This window comes from Kitasatospora sp. NPDC091276 (assembly GCF_040684355.1).
Taxonomy (GTDB): domain Bacteria; phylum Actinomycetota; class Actinomycetes; order Streptomycetales; family Streptomycetaceae; genus Kitasatospora.
Genome location: NZ_JBFBFU010000006.1, coordinates 131,817 through 147,277, shown reverse-complemented (window position 1 = coordinate 147,277; position 15,461 = coordinate 131,817). Strand labels below are relative to the sequence as shown.

General features: G+C 72.0%; 20 protein-coding genes. 5 read left to right on the top strand and 15 right to left on the bottom strand.

The window, feature by feature from the left end:
• Positions 1 to 132: 132 nt before the first annotated feature.
• The 13 genes from AB0O19_RS09910 to hisI all read right to left on the bottom strand — a co-directional run bounded on the left by AB0O19_RS09910 (position 133) and on the right by hisI (position 9,872).
• Positions 133 to 996 carry a thioredoxin domain-containing protein gene (locus AB0O19_RS09910; RefSeq protein WP_363582792.1) on the bottom strand — a complete coding sequence of 288 codons (864 nt, stop codon included), beginning with the start codon at positions 994 to 996 and terminating at the stop codon, positions 133 to 135.
• 67 nt (positions 997 to 1,063) lie between these two features.
• Complete coding sequence (locus AB0O19_RS09905) at positions 1,064 to 1,582, bottom strand: MauE/DoxX family redox-associated membrane protein (RefSeq protein WP_363618934.1); 519 nt, start codon at positions 1,580 to 1,582, stop codon at positions 1,064 to 1,066.
• 200 nt (positions 1,583 to 1,782) lie between these two features.
• The gene (locus AB0O19_RS09900) at positions 1,783 to 2,031 is read right to left on the bottom strand and encodes a hypothetical protein (RefSeq protein ID WP_350885697.1); all 249 of its coding nucleotides are present in this window, start codon (positions 2,029 to 2,031) and stop codon (positions 1,783 to 1,785) included.
• Positions 2,032 to 2,246: 215 nt separating this feature from the next.
• Positions 2,247 to 3,056: a tryptophan synthase subunit alpha gene (gene trpA, locus AB0O19_RS09895; RefSeq protein ID WP_363582796.1), complete on the bottom strand. Its 810-nt coding sequence runs from the start codon at positions 3,054 to 3,056 to the stop codon at positions 2,247 to 2,249.
• A gap of 2 nt (positions 3,057 to 3,058) precedes the next feature.
• Entirely contained in the window at positions 3,059 to 4,330 is a 1,272-nt protein-coding gene (gene trpB / locus AB0O19_RS09890; RefSeq protein ID WP_350885701.1) for a tryptophan synthase subunit beta, read from the bottom strand.
• 47 nt (positions 4,331 to 4,377) lie between these two features.
• Positions 4,378 to 4,527 carry a hypothetical protein gene (locus tag AB0O19_RS09885; RefSeq protein WP_167745855.1) on the bottom strand — a complete coding sequence of 50 codons (150 nt, stop codon included), beginning with the start codon at positions 4,525 to 4,527 and terminating at the stop codon, positions 4,378 to 4,380.
• 9 nt (positions 4,528 to 4,536) lie between these two features.
• On the bottom strand, positions 4,537 to 5,343 hold the full coding sequence (gene trpC, locus AB0O19_RS09880) for an indole-3-glycerol phosphate synthase TrpC (protein WP_363618933.1): 807 nt from the start codon (positions 5,341 to 5,343) through the stop codon (positions 4,537 to 4,539).
• Positions 5,344 to 5,690: 347 nt separating this feature from the next.
• Positions 5,691 to 6,134 carry a DUF2752 domain-containing protein gene (locus AB0O19_RS09875; RefSeq protein WP_363618932.1) on the bottom strand — a complete coding sequence of 148 codons (444 nt, stop codon included), beginning with the start codon at positions 6,132 to 6,134 and terminating at the stop codon, positions 5,691 to 5,693.
• A 136-nt stretch (positions 6,135 to 6,270) separates the two neighbouring features.
• On the bottom strand, positions 6,271 to 6,525 hold the full coding sequence (locus tag AB0O19_RS09870; protein ID WP_350885707.1) for an HGxxPAAW family protein: 255 nt from the start codon (positions 6,523 to 6,525) through the stop codon (positions 6,271 to 6,273).
• A gap of 235 nt (positions 6,526 to 6,760) precedes the next feature.
• Positions 6,761 to 7,363: a TIGR02234 family membrane protein gene (locus tag AB0O19_RS09865; protein WP_363618931.1), complete on the bottom strand. Its 603-nt coding sequence runs from the start codon at positions 7,361 to 7,363 to the stop codon at positions 6,761 to 6,763.
• Positions 7,360 to 7,860, bottom strand: a complete 501-nt coding sequence (locus tag AB0O19_RS09860; protein WP_363618930.1) for a Uma2 family endonuclease — start codon at positions 7,858 to 7,860, stop codon at positions 7,360 to 7,362. The genes AB0O19_RS09865 and AB0O19_RS09860 overlap by 4 nt, the downstream gene beginning before the upstream one ends.
• A 68-nt stretch (positions 7,861 to 7,928) precedes the next feature.
• A complete protein-coding gene (locus AB0O19_RS09855; RefSeq protein WP_363618929.1) occupies positions 7,929 to 9,452 on the bottom strand; it encodes an anthranilate synthase component I in 1,524 nt (507 codons plus the stop codon).
• A 48-nt stretch (positions 9,453 to 9,500) separates the two neighbouring features.
• On the bottom strand, positions 9,501 to 9,872 hold the full coding sequence (gene hisI / locus AB0O19_RS09850) for a phosphoribosyl-AMP cyclohydrolase (protein ID WP_063347172.1): 372 nt from the start codon (positions 9,870 to 9,872) through the stop codon (positions 9,501 to 9,503).
• A 215-nt stretch (positions 9,873 to 10,087) separates the two neighbouring features.
• Here hisI and AB0O19_RS09845 point away from each other — a divergent pair, with 215 nt between their 5' ends.
• Positions 10,088 to 10,663 (top strand): hypothetical protein, encoded by a 576-nt coding sequence (locus AB0O19_RS09845; protein ID WP_363618928.1) that lies wholly within the window; start codon positions 10,088 to 10,090, stop codon positions 10,661 to 10,663.
• A gap of 19 nt (positions 10,664 to 10,682) precedes the next feature.
• Positions 10,683 to 11,321, top strand: coding sequence for a TIGR03085 family metal-binding protein (locus AB0O19_RS09840; RefSeq protein WP_363618927.1), 639 nt, complete (start codon positions 10,683 to 10,685; stop codon positions 11,319 to 11,321).
• Positions 11,322 to 11,420: 99 nt separating this feature from the next.
• Here AB0O19_RS09840 and AB0O19_RS09835 read toward each other — a convergent pair whose 3' ends face one another.
• On the bottom strand, positions 11,421 to 11,924 hold the full coding sequence (locus AB0O19_RS09835; RefSeq protein ID WP_363618926.1) for an NUDIX domain-containing protein: 504 nt from the start codon (positions 11,922 to 11,924) through the stop codon (positions 11,421 to 11,423).
• Between the two features lie 29 nt (positions 11,925 to 11,953).
• Entirely contained in the window at positions 11,954 to 13,306 is a 1,353-nt protein-coding gene (locus AB0O19_RS09830; RefSeq protein WP_363618925.1) for a tetratricopeptide repeat protein, read from the bottom strand.
• A gap of 192 nt (positions 13,307 to 13,498) precedes the next feature.
• Between AB0O19_RS09830 and AB0O19_RS09825 the strand changes: the two genes are divergently transcribed.
• From AB0O19_RS09825 to AB0O19_RS09815, 3 genes are read left to right on the top strand one after another with little or no spacing between them, the layout of a single operon-like run.
• Positions 13,499 to 14,179, top strand: coding sequence for an ATP-binding protein (locus AB0O19_RS09825; protein WP_363618924.1), 681 nt, complete (start codon positions 13,499 to 13,501; stop codon positions 14,177 to 14,179).
• Positions 14,180 to 14,195: 16 nt separating this feature from the next.
• Positions 14,196 to 15,317, top strand: coding sequence for a radical SAM protein (locus AB0O19_RS09820; RefSeq protein WP_363618923.1), 1,122 nt, complete (start codon positions 14,196 to 14,198; stop codon positions 15,315 to 15,317).
• On the top strand, positions 15,314 to 15,448 hold the full coding sequence (locus tag AB0O19_RS09815; protein ID WP_363618922.1) for a hypothetical protein: 135 nt from the start codon (positions 15,314 to 15,316) through the stop codon (positions 15,446 to 15,448). Before AB0O19_RS09820 ends, AB0O19_RS09815 begins: the two co-directional genes overlap by 4 nt.
• Positions 15,449 to 15,461 lie beyond the last annotated feature (13 nt).

The window sequence follows — 15,461 nt, the reverse complement described above, 5'->3', positions numbered from 1 at the left end:
CGCTACAGGGTCTGCGGCCCCTGCTGGGCACCCCCGGGGTCACAGATACCGAACAACGGGCACCGGGAACGGCGCCGCCGCCCCCTCCGGACGGGGAGGAGGCGGCGGCGGTCACCCGGCGGTGTGCGGGGCTCAGCCCGCGGTCGGCGACGGGTTGTTGGCCTCCGAGGCGGTGCTGGTGGGCGCCGGGGTCTGCCCGTTGGAGCCCGCGGTGCCCAGCTGCTTGCCCTGGTTGGCGGCGTCGACCCACTTCACCAGGTTCGCCGGGGTGATCTCCTCGGCGCCGTTCTTGGGGTAGATCGGCTGGCCGTTGAGCAGCACGGTCGGGGTGGACTTGTAGCTGGACTTGTCGAAGTCCTGCTGCACGGACGACACCCATCCGCCGTACTTGTTGTCGTTGACGCAGGCCTGGAAGGCGGGCGTGTCGAGACCGTTGACCTGCTTGGCGAGGTTGATCAGGACGGCCTTGTCGCCGAAGGCGTCGCTGGTCTCGTCCGGCTGGTTGCGGTACAGCACGTCGTGGAAGTCCCGGAAGTGCCCGGCGTCCTGGGCGCAGGCCAGCGCGTTGGCGCCGGCCTTGGAGCCCTTGCCCGGGACGGCCCGGTCGATGAACGACACGATGTGGTAGTTGGTGTAGATCTTGCCGGCGTCTTCCAACTGGTCGACGGTCGAGGAGAACTCGCGCTCGAAGATCCCGCAGGCCGGGCAGCGCGGGTCCTCGTAGACGGTGAGGACGGCCGGGGCGTTGGCCGAGCCGGCCGGGATGACCAGGTTCTTGTCGCCGATCGTCCCGGCGGGGGCGGCGACCGGGGTCTCCGGCTTGGAGCGCTGGTTCTGCACCACGACGCCGGTGACCACGGCGGCGGCGATCACCACGAGCACCGCGCCGCCCACCAACAGCTTCTTCCTGCGCCTGGACGTGGCCTCGTCGGCCGCCCGCTGCTCCAGCATCCGCTCGCGGGCGGTGCGCTTGCCTTCTCGGTTCTTCTCGCTCATTGCCTTGACATCCACAATCGGGGAGGGCCTTCGTGGGGTGGGGTGGGGGTGCGGCGGGGCCGGCCGGTCAGCTCGCCAGCCAGCCGTCCGCCGAGAACCTGGTGCGGGGCCGCCACAGCAGCCACCCGGCCAGCAGGAGGAACCCGGTGTCGCGCAGGATCTCCTGGAGGTACTCGGTCTGCGAGGCGTCGACGTGCCCGCCGCCGCCGAAGCAGCCGCAGTCGATCGAGATGCCGCGCGCCCAGGCGGCGGCGATCCCGGCGATGAAGGTGAGCAGCAGCAGCGCGGAGACGCCGGCGACGATCCGGACGCCGAGGCCGATCACCAGCAGCAGGGCGAGCGCCAGCTCCAGGAAGGGCAGGGCGTAGCCGACCGGCTTGACCAGGCCCTCGGGCAGGATCTCGTAGGCGCGGACGGCCTGGGCGGCCTCCGCCGGGTCGGCGATCTTGGCCAGGCCGGCCCAGCCCCAGACCACCGCGAGGCCGAGCCGGACGACGGTGCCCAGCCACGGACTCCAGGCCGGCACCGGCCGCCGGGCGGGCGGCGCGGGCGCCGTGTCACCGGGCTGCGCTGCCGGGCCGGCCATCAGGGAACCCCCCTCGGGAAACTCGTTCACTTCCTGATGAACCGTAAGGGATGAAGGGCGGTTCCTCCATATTCAGGAATTAAGCCGGATGGGTGACGTCTGGTGATGGTGTGTCCGAATCCGGCGAACGTCCGTTCAGGAGCCGGTGACCGGGCGGGAGGCCGGGCGGGCGCCCCGGGCCGAACAGGTCGGCGCGGCCCTCAGGAGCGGCAGCCGGGCGGCCGGCCGGGGTCGAACAGGTCGGCGCGGCCCTCGTGGTGCGGGTGGGCTGCCCGCTCGGCGGCGTCCCAGCGGGCCGCCTCGGCGCAGGCGTACGCGTCCCGCACGGCCCGCTCGGCACCGCGCTTGGCCAGCGCCTGCCCCACCTCGGTGTGCGCTCCGACGGCGGCGCCGAGCGCCAGCGCGGCGGCGGCCGCCCGCAGCAGAACGGCCCGATGGAGACCCGGCACCGGCTCACTCCTTCGCTCGCTCGGCAACCCCCGTACACCTCGTTCGTGCACTCGTCCCTCCACTCAACGCCGGTCAACCCCGCCTGATGCGTGTGCCCGTAGCTGTTCACCCGTTCGGGGCCGCGCGAGCGCCGCCGCCCGGCGAGCCGGGCGCACGCAAGCGCGACGGCCCGCCGCCCCCGGAAGGAGCGACGGGCCGTCAGGTGGTACGAGGGTCAGCGCCGGCGGACGCCCGCCGCCAGCTCGCCGGCCAGGGCGCGCACCGCGTCCAGCGCGGCCGCCTCGTCGTCGCCGGCCTCCAGGATCCGCTTCACGAACGCGGAGCCCACGATCACGCCGTCGGCGAAGCCCGCCACCTCGGCGGCCTGCTCGGGGGTGGAGACGCCGAGGCCGACGCAGACCGGCAGGTCGGTGGTGGCCCGGGTGCGGGCGACCAGGTCCTCGGCGAGCGAGCCGACCTGGGCGCGGGTCCCGGTCACGCCCATCACGGCGGCCGCGTAGACGAAGCCGCTGCCGGCCGCGGTGACCTCGGCCAGGCGCGGGTCCTTGCTGCTGGGGGCGACCACGAACACGGTGTCCAGCCCGTGCTCGTCCGCCGCCTTGCGCCACTCCTCGGACTCCTCCACCGGCAGGTCCGGCAGGATGCAGCCGGCGCCGCCCGCGGCCGCGAGGTCGGCGGCGAAGCGCGCGGTGCCGTAGCGGTCGACCGGGTTCCAGTACGTCATCACCAGCACCGCCGCCTCGGGGTGGGCGGTGGCGACCTCCTGGACGGTGCGCAGCACGTCCTTGATCCGCACGCCGCCGCGCAGCGCGATGTCGTCGGCGGTCTGGATGACGGCGCCGTCCAGCACCGGGTCGGAGTGCGGCAGGCCGACCTCGACGATGTCGCAGCCGCCCTCGATCAGCGCGTTGATCGCCCGGATGCCGCCGTCGACGGTCGGGAAGCCGCCCGGCAGGTAGCCGATCAGCGCGGCGCGGTCCTCGGCCTTGGCGGCCGCCAGGATGCCACTGAGCTTCGATGCCATGGTCACTTACCCCCGTGGGCCGCGTCGTGGGCCGAACCGCCGGCCGGCTCGTCGTACAGGCCGAAGTACTCGGCCGCGGTGTGCATGTCCTTGTCGCCGCGCCCGGAGAGCGAGACCAGGATGGTGGCCTCGGGCCCGAGCTCGCGGCCCAGCTCCAGGGCGCCGGCCAGCGCGTGGGCGCTCTCGATGGCCGGGATGATGCCCTCGGTGCGGGACAGCAGCCGCAGCGCCTGCATGGCGGCGTCGTCGGTGACGGGGCGGTACTCGGCCCGTCCGGTGTCCTTCAGCCAGGCGTGCTCCGGGCCGACGCCCGGGTAGTCGAGGCCGGCGGAGATGGAGTGCGACTCGATGGTCTGGCCGTCCTCGTCCTGGAGGACGTAGGTGCGCGAGCCGTGCAGCACGCCGGGGTCGCCCTTGGTGAGGGTGGCGGCGTGCTTGGGGGTGTCGGCGCCCTCGCCGGCGGCCTCGCAGCCGATCAGGCGCACGCCGGCGTCGGGAATGAACTCGTGGAAGATGCCCATCGCGTTGGAGCCGCCGCCGACGCAGGCGACGACGGCGTCGGGCAGCCGCCCGGTGCGGTCGAGCACCTGCTGGCGGGCCTCGACGCCGATGACCCGGTGGAAGTCGCGGACCATCATCGGGAAGGGGTGCGGGCCGGCCACGGTGCCGAACAGGTAGTGGGTGGAGTCCACGTTGGCGACCCAGTCGCGGAACGCCTCGTTGATGGCGTCCTTGAGGGTGCGGCTGCCGGAGGTGACGGACACCACCTCGGCGCCGAGCATCCGCATCCGGGCGACGTTCAGCGCCTGGCGCTGGGTGTCGACCTCGCCCATGTAGATGGTGCAGTCGAAGCCGAACAGGGCGCAGGCGGTGGCGGTGGCCACGCCGTGCTGGCCGGCACCGGTCTCGGCGATGATCCGGGTCTTGCCCATCCGCCGGGTGAGCAGGGCCTGGCCCAGCACGTTGTTGATCTTGTGCGAGCCGGTGTGGTTGAGGTCCTCGCGCTTGAGCAGGACGCGCGCGCCGCCCGCCTCGGCGGAGAAGCGGTGCACGTCGGTCAGCGGGCTCGGGCGGCCGGTGTAGTCCTTGAGCAGGCCGTCGAGTTCGGCGGCGAAGGCCGGGTCGGCCTTGGCCTTCTCGTACTCCTCGGCGACCTGCTCGACGGCGGCGACCAGTGCCTCGGGGATGAAGCGGCCGCCGTAGGCACCGAAGTAGCCTCGGGCGTCCGGCACCTGGGCGCCGGGCAGGTAGTCCTTCGCGGACTTGTCGGACATGGTGGAGTCCTTTGGGAGATGACGACAGGGACGTCTCGTGGCTGGGCTCAGCCGGATGTCCGTCGCCATCGGCGGCCCGGCACCTGCCCGGGCTCGCAGCCGATCACGTAGCGCACCCGCCGCCCCAGCACCCGGCGTGCGGGCGCGCGGCAGCCGCGCGGGCGGCAACCGGGGGCGAGGCGGGTGGCGATCTTCATGTCGGCGGGTCAGTCCTTGTGCCGGACGGCGGGGTGGGCGCCGGCCGCGACCAGGTCGGCGACCGCGGCGCGCGGGTCCTTGCCGGTCACCAGGGACTCGCCGACCAGGACGGCGTCGGCGCCCAGGTTGGCGTAGGAGATCACGTCCAGCGGGCCGCGCACGCCGGACTCGGCGATCTTGACGACGCTGTCCGGGATGGCGTGGACGACGTTGCCGAAGGTGTTGCGGTCCACCTCGAGGGTCTTGAGGTTGCGGGCGTTGACGCCGATGATCCGCGCCCCGGCGTCCACCGCGCGCTTGATCTCCTCCTCGTCGTGCACCTCGACCAGCGGGGTGAGGCCGATCGACTCGGCCCGCTCGATCAGCGACACCAGGGCCGACTGGTCGAGGGCGGCGACGATCAGCAGCGCGAGGTCGGCGCCGTGCGCGCGGGCCTCCCACAACTGGTAGGCGGTGACGATGAAGTCCTTGCGCAGCAGCGGGGTGTCCACCGCCGCGCGGACGGCGTCCAGGTCGGCCAGCGAGCCGCCGAAGCGGCGCTGCTCGGTGAGCACGCTGATCGCGGCGGCGCCGCCGGCCGCGTAGTCGCCCGCCAGGGCGGCCGGGTCGGCGATCGCGGCCAGCGCGCCCTTGGACGGGCTGGAGCGCTTCACCTCGCAGATCACCCGGACCCCGTCGCCCTTGAGCGCGGCGACGCCGTCCTTGGCCTCGGGGGCCTTGGCGGCGAGTTCCTTCAGCTGGTCCAGGGAGACCCGGGCCTGCCGTTCGGCGAGGTCCTCACGGACCCCCTCGATGATCGTGTCGAGCACACTCATGCGCACACCTCGCTTCGCTCAGCAGGCGCTGCGCGCAACACGCACCTGTCAATGGTTCGCTCGCTCACGCGAAGTGCCCCCAACATTTCTGTTCGTTCGCCGGCGACGAGCCGTCCGGGCGGTGGCCCGGCGGCACTTCGATGGTATCGGCACCCGGGGGCGCGGGGCGCATCCGCCCGGTGTGCGTCTCGCGTGCCGGACGCCCCCCTGGGCGGCTCCCAACTGCGGTTTCACCGGTTCTCCGGCACCGCCCGGACGTGCGGTGCGGACCAAGTGGACCGATGTACGGGCCCCGCTGTGGACCGGTGCGCCAGCCCGCGCGGGTCGCTACCCGTCGGCGCGGGCGATCAAACCAGCAGGGGCGCCAGCCCCGCCCCGACGGGCAGGTTGCGCACCACCGTGAACACCAGCAACAGCAGGAGGACCAGCACCCAGCGCCGGGCCCCGAGTGGGGGCCTGGGCCGCGGCCCGGCGCCGGTCAGCGCGGCCCAGGCCCAGCGCAGCCACAGCAGCGCCAGGACGCCGAACAGCAGGACGGCCGCGGCGTTGTCGTGCAGCGCGCCGGTGAAGTCCCCGTGGGCCAGCCCGTGGACGCAGCGCAGCCCCCCGCAGCCGGGGCACCACCAGCCGGTGGCGGCCAGGAAGGGGCAGTCGGGGTAGTGCCCGGGGGTGTTCGGGTCCACCGCGGCGACGTAGACGGCGGGGACGGCCACCGCCGCCAGCGCGGCCAGCGGCGGACCCAGCCGGCGCAGGACGGGCGGCAGGGCGGAGGTGGTGGAGGCGGAGGTCACGCCCCGATTCTGCCCGGGCCTGGCCCGGACAGAACGAAACGGCGGGCGTGGCGCGCCCGCCGTTCGGTACTGCTACGAGTCGGTACTGCTGCGAGTCGTACTGCTACGAGTCGTATCTACTGCGAGGAGTCCGTCGTCAGGCGGCGACGGCGGCCCGGGCCGCGCGCTGCTCCTCGTGCGAGGTGTACACGTTGGCGCTCGGCTGCTTGCCCATGCCCGCCATCGACATGGCCTTGCCGACCACACCGCCGGCCAGGATGACCGCGATGCCGGCCCAGACCAGCATCACCGACGGGAGGATCATCGCGACCCCCGCGATCCCGAAACCGATGAACGTGATGGTCACGCCGGTCCAGGCGGCGGTGGTGTGACCGTGTGCTGCTGCTGCCATCTGAGTGGTGCTCCTAGCCTCTCGGGGCCCGGCCGGGCCTGCGGGGCCGCCGGCGGGTTGACGGGTTCCATTGTGCCGGGCCACACACCGGCGGCCCAAAGCGGGTGGCGGGTCTATCGCGTCACACCGGCGCCGGGGCCCGTTGAGGGCTGCTGAGGCCCGTTGAGGGCTGCTGAGGCCCGCTGGGGCCCGAAGCCCGGGCCCGGCGCTCAAGGCCGGCACTCAGACCCCGCGCTCAGACCGTGGTCGGGTCCTCGCCCCGGTCCAGCGCCTTCCACAGGTCGGCCGGGGTGTCGCTCTTCGCCGGGGCCTTGCGGGTGGGCGCCTCGTAGCGGCTGCCCATGGCCGGCCAGCTCCGGCCGTAGCGGAGGGTGAGCAGCCCGGCGACGGCCAGCAGCAGCCCGCCGGCCAGCGCCACCCAGGGCCAGCCGGTGTGGCCGACCTCGGTGGCCACCGAGCCGGACAGCGCCAGCTTGCGGGCCGCCTCGGCGTCCAGCGCGGCGGTGTCCCCGGCGCCCGCGGCCGAGGCGGCGGCCGCGCCGAGGCCCGCCAGCAGGGTCAGCGCGCCGACCGCGAGCCGGCCCGCGCCGCGCACCGCGAACACCGCGACGGCCGCCGCGAGCCCCACCAGGGCGAGCCCGCCAGGGAGTTCGGAGATCGCGCCGCCGGAGACGGACACCGCCAGGGTGCCGGCCCGGCCCTCGGCCCAGACCCGGCCGACGGCCGTGAGCACCAGCACGGCGCTCAGCACGGTCAGCAGGAGCATCACGCCGAGCGTCCGGCGGCCCGACGCGGGGGCCGGCGGGGCGGGTACGGGGGTCTGGTCAGGTGCGCTCACCCGTCCACTATCCCCCGCCCGGCGTCCGGCCCCGCACCCGGGGTGGGCGGCCCGGCCGGGAACTCGTCCGTCCGCAGCACCAGCGTCCGCCCGGCGAGCGGCAGGAAGAGATCGTTGCCGAACGGAACCCGCTCCGCCTCCCGGTACCCGTCGTCGACGGACGGCGCGGTGTGCACGGTGCAGGCCGCCGCCGCCGGGTCGACCACCACGTACAGCGGGATCCCGCTGCACGCGTACGCCAGCGCCGCCGCGGCCAGGTGCGACCGGGCCACCTCCAGGACGGCCTCGACGGCGCCCTGGGGGTACCGGCCCCGGCCGTCGGGCTCCGCCCCCGGGGCGGTCACCGTCAGGTCGGGGATCAGGTCGGGGGCCCCGGCCGGGGCGTCGATCACGGCGCCGGACAGCACCCGGCCGTGCCCGCCCAACTGGTCCTCGATCTGGGCGGCCGCATCGAGCACCACCACCCGCCGCAGTTCGTCGGGCGACACCTCGGACATCCCGGCCGCCTCCCTCGACGACTGACGACACTGACGACACTGACGACGTACGACGTACGACTTACGACTTACGACAGTTCCGGCGTCCGCAGCGTATTGGCGGTGGCGACGGCCCGCAGCACGGCGGCCGCCTTGTTGCGGCACTCGGTGTCCTCCCCGTGCGGGTCGGAGTCCGCGACCACGCCCGCGCCGGCCTGCACGAAGGCGGTGCCGTCGCGCAGCACGGCGGTGCGGATCGCGATCGCGGTGTCGGAGTCCCCGGCGAAGTCCAGGTAGCCGACGCAGCCGCCGTACAGGCCGCGGCGGGTGGGCTCCAGCTCCTCGATGATCCGCATCGCGCGGGGCTTGGGCGCGCCGGACAGGGTGCCGGCCGGGAAGCAGGCGGTCAGCACGTCGAAGGCGGTCCGCCCGGGCGCCACCCGGCCGGTGACGGTGGAGACGATGTGCATCACGTGGCTGTAGCGCTCGATGTGCATGAAGTCGACCACCTCCACGCTGCCCGGCTCGCAGACCCGGCCCAGGTCGTTGCGGCCCAGGTCGACCAGCATCAGGTGCTCGGCCCGCTCCTTGGGGTCGGCGAGCAGCTCGGCGGCCAGCGCCGCGTCCTCGTGCGGGGTGGCGCCGCGGTGCCTCGTCCCGGCGATCGGGTGCACCATCGCCTCGCCGCCGGTCACCTTGACCAGCGCCTCCGGGCTGGAGCCGACCACGTCGAAGCCGCCCTCGGCGGTGCCGTCCGGCCCCGGGAAGCGGAACAGGTACATGTACGGGCTGGGGTTGGTGGTGCGCAGCACGCGGTAGACGTCCAGCGCCGAGGCCGGGCAGGGCGCCTCGAAGCGCTGCGAGGGGACGACCTGGAAGGCCTCGCCGGCCCGGATCCGCTCCTTGACCACCTCCACCGCCGCCCGGTACGGCGCGCCGCCGAACGGGGAGCGGGCCTCGCCCGGCCCGGCCGGGGTGAAGGTGGCCAGGCCCGGGTCGACCGGCTTGAGCAGGTCGGCCTCCATGGCGTCCAGCCGGGCCACCGCGTCCGCGTAGGCCTCGTCCACGCCGCTGGCGAGGTCGTTGTGGTTGACGGCGTTGGCGATCAGCAGCACCGTGCCGTCGACGTGGTCGAGCACGGCGAGGTCGGTGGCGAGCAGCATGGTCAGCTCGGGCAGCCGCAGGTCGTCCGGGTTGAGGTCGGGCAGCTTCTCCAGCCGGCGGACGACGTCGTAGCCCAGGTAGCCGACCAGGCCGCCGGTGAGCGGCGGCAGGCCGTCGTCGTCGCGGCGCGGGGTGTGCAACGCCTCCAGCGCGGCGCGCAGCACCTGCAAGGGGTCGCCGCCGGTCGGGATGCCGACCGGCGGGGTGCCCAGCCAGCGGGCCTCGCCGTCCTCCCCGACGGTGAGGACGGCGGCGCTGCGGACGCCGACGAAGGAGTAGCGCGACCAGCTGCGGCCCTGCTCGGCGGACTCCAGCAGGAAGGTGCCGGGCCGCTCCTCGGCGAGGCTGCGGTACAGGCCGACCGGGGTGAGACCGTCCGCGAGGAGCCTGCGGGTGACCGGGATGACCCGGGTGTCGACGGCGAGCTTGCGGAAGGCTTCGAGATCCATGGCGAGCGGCACCTTCTGGAGTTCCGGCAGGAGGAGTGGGCGGAGGGGTCAGGCGAGCGGGAGCACGTCGGCGTCGAAGCAGGTGCGGTCACCGGTGTGGCAGGCGGCACCGGTCTGGTCGACCTTCACCAGCAGGGTGTCGCCGTCGCAGTCCAGCGCCACCGACTTGACCGCCTGGGCGTGGCCGGAGGTGTCGCCCTTCACCCAGTACTCGCGGCGGCTGCGGCTCCAGTAGGTGCAGCGGCCGGTGGTGAGCGTGCGGTGCAGCGCCTCGTCGTCCATCCAGCCCAGCATCAGCACCTCGCCGGTGTCGTACTGCTGCGCGATCGCCGGGAGCAGGCCGTCCTCGGTGCGCTTGAGGCGCGCGGCGATCTCGGGGGCCAGGGCAGTGGTGCCGGGGGTGGCGGGTGTGGTGGACATGGGGCCATTGTTGCAGTCCGGCCCGCCGCCCCGGCGCGGCCTGTGCCCCTGTGCGGTGTGCCCCTACTCGGTGCGCTCACAACCGCCGTGCCGGATCCGTACCGCGGGAAGCCTGGCCCGGGAGCCTGTCCGGCCCCACCCCGAACATCGCCGTAAAGGGGTGATTTCGGCCAACCGCCTGCCGGGCGGGCCCCGCGTGGGCCATCCTCATGGCCATGACCTCCGAGCAGCAGCCGCCCGCAGCCGCCGACTCCCGCCCGTCCCGGGGCCTGGTCCTCGCCGTCGTGGCCGTCCTGGCCGTGCTGCTCGCGGTGGTGGCCACCGTCCTGCTCTGGCCGGAGGAGCGCAAGCCCGCCGCCGCGCCGCCCCCGCCGGCCCCCACGGCCACCCCGACCCCGACCCCGACGCCCACGCCGACACCCACCCCGACCAAGGCCCCGCCGTACGCCTTCTTCCCGGTCGGCGCCTGCTTCGACCACCCGCAGCTCAGCCCGGTGATCACCAAGGCCGAGGAGCGCCCCTGCACCGGCGAGCACGACGGCCAGGTGATCGCCGACCTGAAACTGGCCGACGGCCTGACCGGCGAGATCCCGATCGCGCTCGCCATGCGCGAGGGCTGCAAGGAGGCCGAGGCCGCCGCCAAGGCCCGCCAGAACGACGGGAAGACGTACTACGGCCGCCAGTTCGGCCCCGCCCAGGCCAACTACCAGCAGGGCTGGCGGGACTACACCTGCACCCTGACCGCCGGCAACAAGCAGGGCGGCCCCAAGCTCACCGGCAACCTGCGCTGACAGCCTCTATCGTGGCGCCATGTCGAACCACGCCCTCGCCGAACGCCACCGCCTCGCCGCACTCCTGGCCGCCGCCGGGCCGGACGCCCCCACCCTCTGCGCCGGGTGGACCACCCGCGACCTCGCCGCCCACCTGGTGGTCCGCGAGCACCGCCCGGACGCGGCGGCCGGACTGCTGATCGGCGCCCTCGCCGACCGGGCCCGCCGGGTGCAGTCCGCGTACGCCGAGCGCCCGTACGAGGAGCTGCTGAAGCTCTTCCGCTCCGGCCCGCCGGTGCTCTCCCCGTTCGCCCTGCCCGGCGCCGACGAGGCCGCGAACACCGTCGAGTACTACGTGCACGCCGAGGACGTCCTGCGGGCCGCCGACGACTGGACCCCCGCCCCGGTCCCCGCCGGCCGCGCCGAAGCCCTGTGGCGCCGACTGCCCCTGCTGGCCCGCCTGGAAGCCGGCCGCCGCTCCCCCGTCCGACTGGTGCTGAGCCGCCCCGACGGCCAGTCCCTCACCGTCGGCCCCACCGGCTCCCCCACCGTCCAACTCACCGGCGAACCGGGCGAACTGATCCTCTTCACCTACGGCCGCGGCGCCCACACCACCCTCACCGTCGACGGCCCCCCGGACGCCCTCGAAGCCCTCCGCCACGTCCTGCCACTGCCTTAAAGAGAGAAAAATGATGCGCTGCCCCTCGGAATACCGAGGGGCAGCGCTCGACGACCCAAGACCAAGAGGATTGGGAGGAGGTCGGAAACTCCCCGCTGGCTATCGGCTCCGCCACGAATCGAGAGAGACGCTCGGTCCATTGGTCAGATAATTGATCAGGGCCTCCCTGGTAGTGGAGACGAATTCCTCCGGTACAGCCCCGACGCCGATCCACGCAACGTCCGAGTGCTTGGCAGGTTCCCCGTTCGCGAGCTCACCGGACCACCGGTGTGCCGCGAAAACGACGGTCAGGAAGCCGTTGGGAGCCTCGACGCCGCGAGCACCGTGGATGACGTGGGCAAGTTGCAAATCCTCAGGAGCGACGACGAGCCCGGTCTCCTCCCTGAGCTCGCGAACCGCCGTCCCCGTGATCGGCTCGCCTGGTTCGTTCTTGCCGACCGGCAGATCCCACAGGCCTTGCGCGAACTTGGCCTTGGGCCCCCGCCGGAGAAGAACGACACGTTGAGCTTCAAGGTCATGGACGATGACGGCGGCGACCAGCAGGGTCATCGACTCCGTGGCGGGCTTGAGAGCAGTCGTCTGATCGGCGGTCGGCTGGTCCACTCGGTCGAGTCCTTCCTGCGTTACAGCTGTCATGTCAGTGCCTCACGTGTTCGGCGTTCCAGATCTACGGCTCCAGGAACACCACGTCTACGGTAGATCGCCAAGCAAGGGCGGATTGAGGAAATCGCCTTTCTCGTCCGATCCGAGGTCATGCCGGCCATGAGGTCGAGCGCACGTCCCCAGGCTGCGACCGCCTCGTCCGCTCGGGCTTGAACAGCCAAGCTGTCACCCAGGTCTGCGTAGGTGAGGGCGTGAACCCGCTTGTACTTCTCGGCATCCCAACGAATCAGCGCGGCACGGTGCTGCTGTTCGGTTCCTGCGTGGTCCCCGAGGTCGGTGAGGGTTCGGGCAGTGTGGCTGGCGACAGTACCGACCGCAGGGCCGCTGACGAATGAGAAACTGGGCTGCGGGTCGCCGTCTCGGACGAGGGCGTTCTCTGCGGCGAGGAGTGCCTTGGCTGCGGCGGGCTTGTCCCGGGTGGCGGCGAAAGCACGAGCGTGAGTGATGTGAAGAAGCGCCTCGGTCTTTCCATCCACCCGACCAACGCTCCGAGCGAGTGCATTCTCGATCAGCGCCGCACAGTGGTGGGGCTGCTTGAGACTGAGCGCCTGATGAGCCAGGGTGCGCATCATCCATCCGGCGTGACCATGCGGATCCGACTCCACAGCGAGTTGGTAACCGACCTGGTAGTAACGCTGGGCGGCGCCTTCTTGGCCGAGGTCGTGGTGTTTCCATCCAGCAAGGTAGGCAAGTTCGGCCACGGCTCCGAAGGCGTGCCGCCGCACACTTTCGTTGGGGAAGCGGCCGTTGAGCATCGGGGCTGCCGTGTCGGCCAGGTAGGCGGTCACGGTGGTCAGCCCATGCCCGCCGCCGAGTCGTTCGTCTGCCGCGCTGAACGCGGCAGTGATCTGCCGAACGACCTCAACTTCTTCAACACCGATGCGAGCCAAGCCGGTCCGGGCCCTCATCAGACGCGAGATGGGCTCAGGATCGTAGAGCAGCGGCATGGCTACACCGGCAGTTGTGAATGCGGCGACAGCCAGAAAGGTGCGGCGCTCGACATCTGCACGGCCGAGATTGGCAACCGCCTCGACCGGATCACTACTCACCGCCAAGGACTCTTCCGGGGTGGCGAAGCCGAGTTCGGCAAGGGTGACCCGACGCCCGGACCGGCGGGAGAGCGCCTCTGCGATGTAGTGGCCGACTTGCCCGGCCGGCTGCGCGCCGTTGATCCAGTGGGCCACGGCGGACTTGTTGGTGAGGAGCATCTCTCCGTTCTCCGCACCGATGCACCGCACAGCACGGGCTAACGCCTCATAGGTCCATCCGCCCGCTGAAATCGTCTCCCTGAGGCGGTGATTGGGTTCCCTGCGTGTGGCCACGATCGATCCCCTGAGGTCGAGCTGTAAACCGCGTAAACCACTCTACGTGTCGACAGGCATACCGATCGTGTTGTTGGGCCGGTTCACTGGATTCGAGCCTGCCAGGGCCATCGAGTCCTGTCGCTCCGAAGGTCGAACCACCGTGCGGTTGCTCATCGCCGCGCCGATCAACGCCCCAGTCCGGGAGGGCTGATGAACACCGACGACTGCGCTGTACTCCCGATGCCGAAGTCCCAAGAGGTGCAACCGACCACGGCTGCGGTGAGATTCGCCCGACTGTGGGTGGTGCATGTGGCTCGGTCCTGGCCGGAACTCCTCTCCGAGAAGTCGCTGCGGGACGTGGAGTTGTGCGCCGACGAGTTGCTGGCCAACGCCGTTGAGCACACCGGAAAGCGCTGCCGCGTCACGGTCCGGTGGACCGGAGTCCGCCTCCGGGTCGAGGTCGCGGACAGGAGTCCGCAGCCGCCAGTGAGGAGCGCGGCGGACGACATGGCCACCGGCGGCCGCGGCCTGCTCCTGGTGGAGGCGCTGGCCCACTCCTGGGGCTGGTACCCCTCGGAGGAGGGCAAGGTGGTCTGGTTCGAGGCGGCGCCCGACCAGGTCGTGACGGGAGACTCGCGGCTCGCCGCACCAACCCTTCCGGCTCATGTTCATGCCCGGCCGGGAGTCGCGGTGAGCGCTCCTTCCGCCTTGTCTCGGTACGAGATCCGCCTGATCGACTCCCGAAGCCCCCATTTCTTCCTGCTGGAGTGCTGGGGGATCTACGACCGCGAACAGCACGGGTACGTACGCGTTCCTGGCTCCTCGGACCGGATCAGACGCTTCTACACCAAGTCGGCTGCCCAGTCCCAGCTGCGCCACTCAGACACCTGACGGTCGAGGAGGAAAAGTGCACAGCCTGATCGCAAGTCCGTTCCTCAAAAGCTTCGTTGTGCTGCAACCGGGTCGGCTGGAGGGCATCAAGCTGCCCGAACAACGGTTCCGGGAGCTGGAGCGCGCCCACGGCTCCGGGGCCGATCTCCCGTTCTGGCTCGCGAGCGCCGCCCGCGCCCGCTGGGGCACCGAGCTGGCGATCCGACCAACGAGTGAAGCCGTTCTGATCCGTGACTCCCCGATGTACGGACACAGTCGCGCGAGTTGGGAGATCAACCTCGGCTGCGATCTCGACTGTGAGCACTGCTACCTCGGAGAAAAGCGGTTCGCCGGCCTGGACTGGAAGGGCAAGCGCCGCCTGCTGCTGACCCTGCGGGACGTCGGGATCCTGTGGCTCCAGATCACAGGTGGCGAGGCGCTGATCGACCCGCATTTCACCCCTTCGTGTCAGCTCGCGCACGATCTCGGGATGATGATCGAGGTCCTGACGAACGGCACCCGACTATCGAGCCCCGCCACCGTGGAGGCGCTCGCCGCCGGCAGGCCATACAGAGTCACCGTCTCCCTCTACGGGGCGACCGTGGAGACGTACGACTCGTTCACCCGTCGGCGGGGCGCCTTCAAACGGGTCACACGGGGGCTGGCCGCCGGAATCGAGGCCGGCCTTCCCTTGCAACTGGCGTTGATCGTCACCGCGCAGAACGCGCACGAGCACGACCGGATGCGCGAAATGGCGGACGAACTCGGGCTTCCCTACCGGGAGTACACCCACATGTCGCCGACGATCTACGGCGGCGCCGAATCGCTCGCGTCCCAGTCGCCCGCTCACCTGAAGCCGCTCGAACGGTTCACGGGCTGCAACGCGGGACACACGTTCCTCCACGTCGACCCGCACGGAAGGGCCTCGATCTGCAAGGTCGGCCGCGATGAGCAGATCGATCTCATGGCCGAGGGCGTCCAAGGCCTCGCCCGGCTCGGCGGAATCGCCGACCGCCTCATGCTTCGCACCGGTGGCTGCTCCGGCTGCCAGCTCTCCGCCGACTGCTCGGTCTGCCGACCGCTGGCCAAGCGCTACCAGGAGGCGAAGGCACCACTGAACACCTACTGCCAGCACGGACAGAAAGGAAGCACAGCATGACCGCTGTCATGGTCGAGATCACCACCACCCGGCGCGAGGACGACGACGAGACGCTGGGGTTCATCGACGACATGGAGGACTTCGGCGCGGACGCCCTCCCCGGGTGCAACGACGACAACCCGTACCGGTAGGGCGCAACCCCGG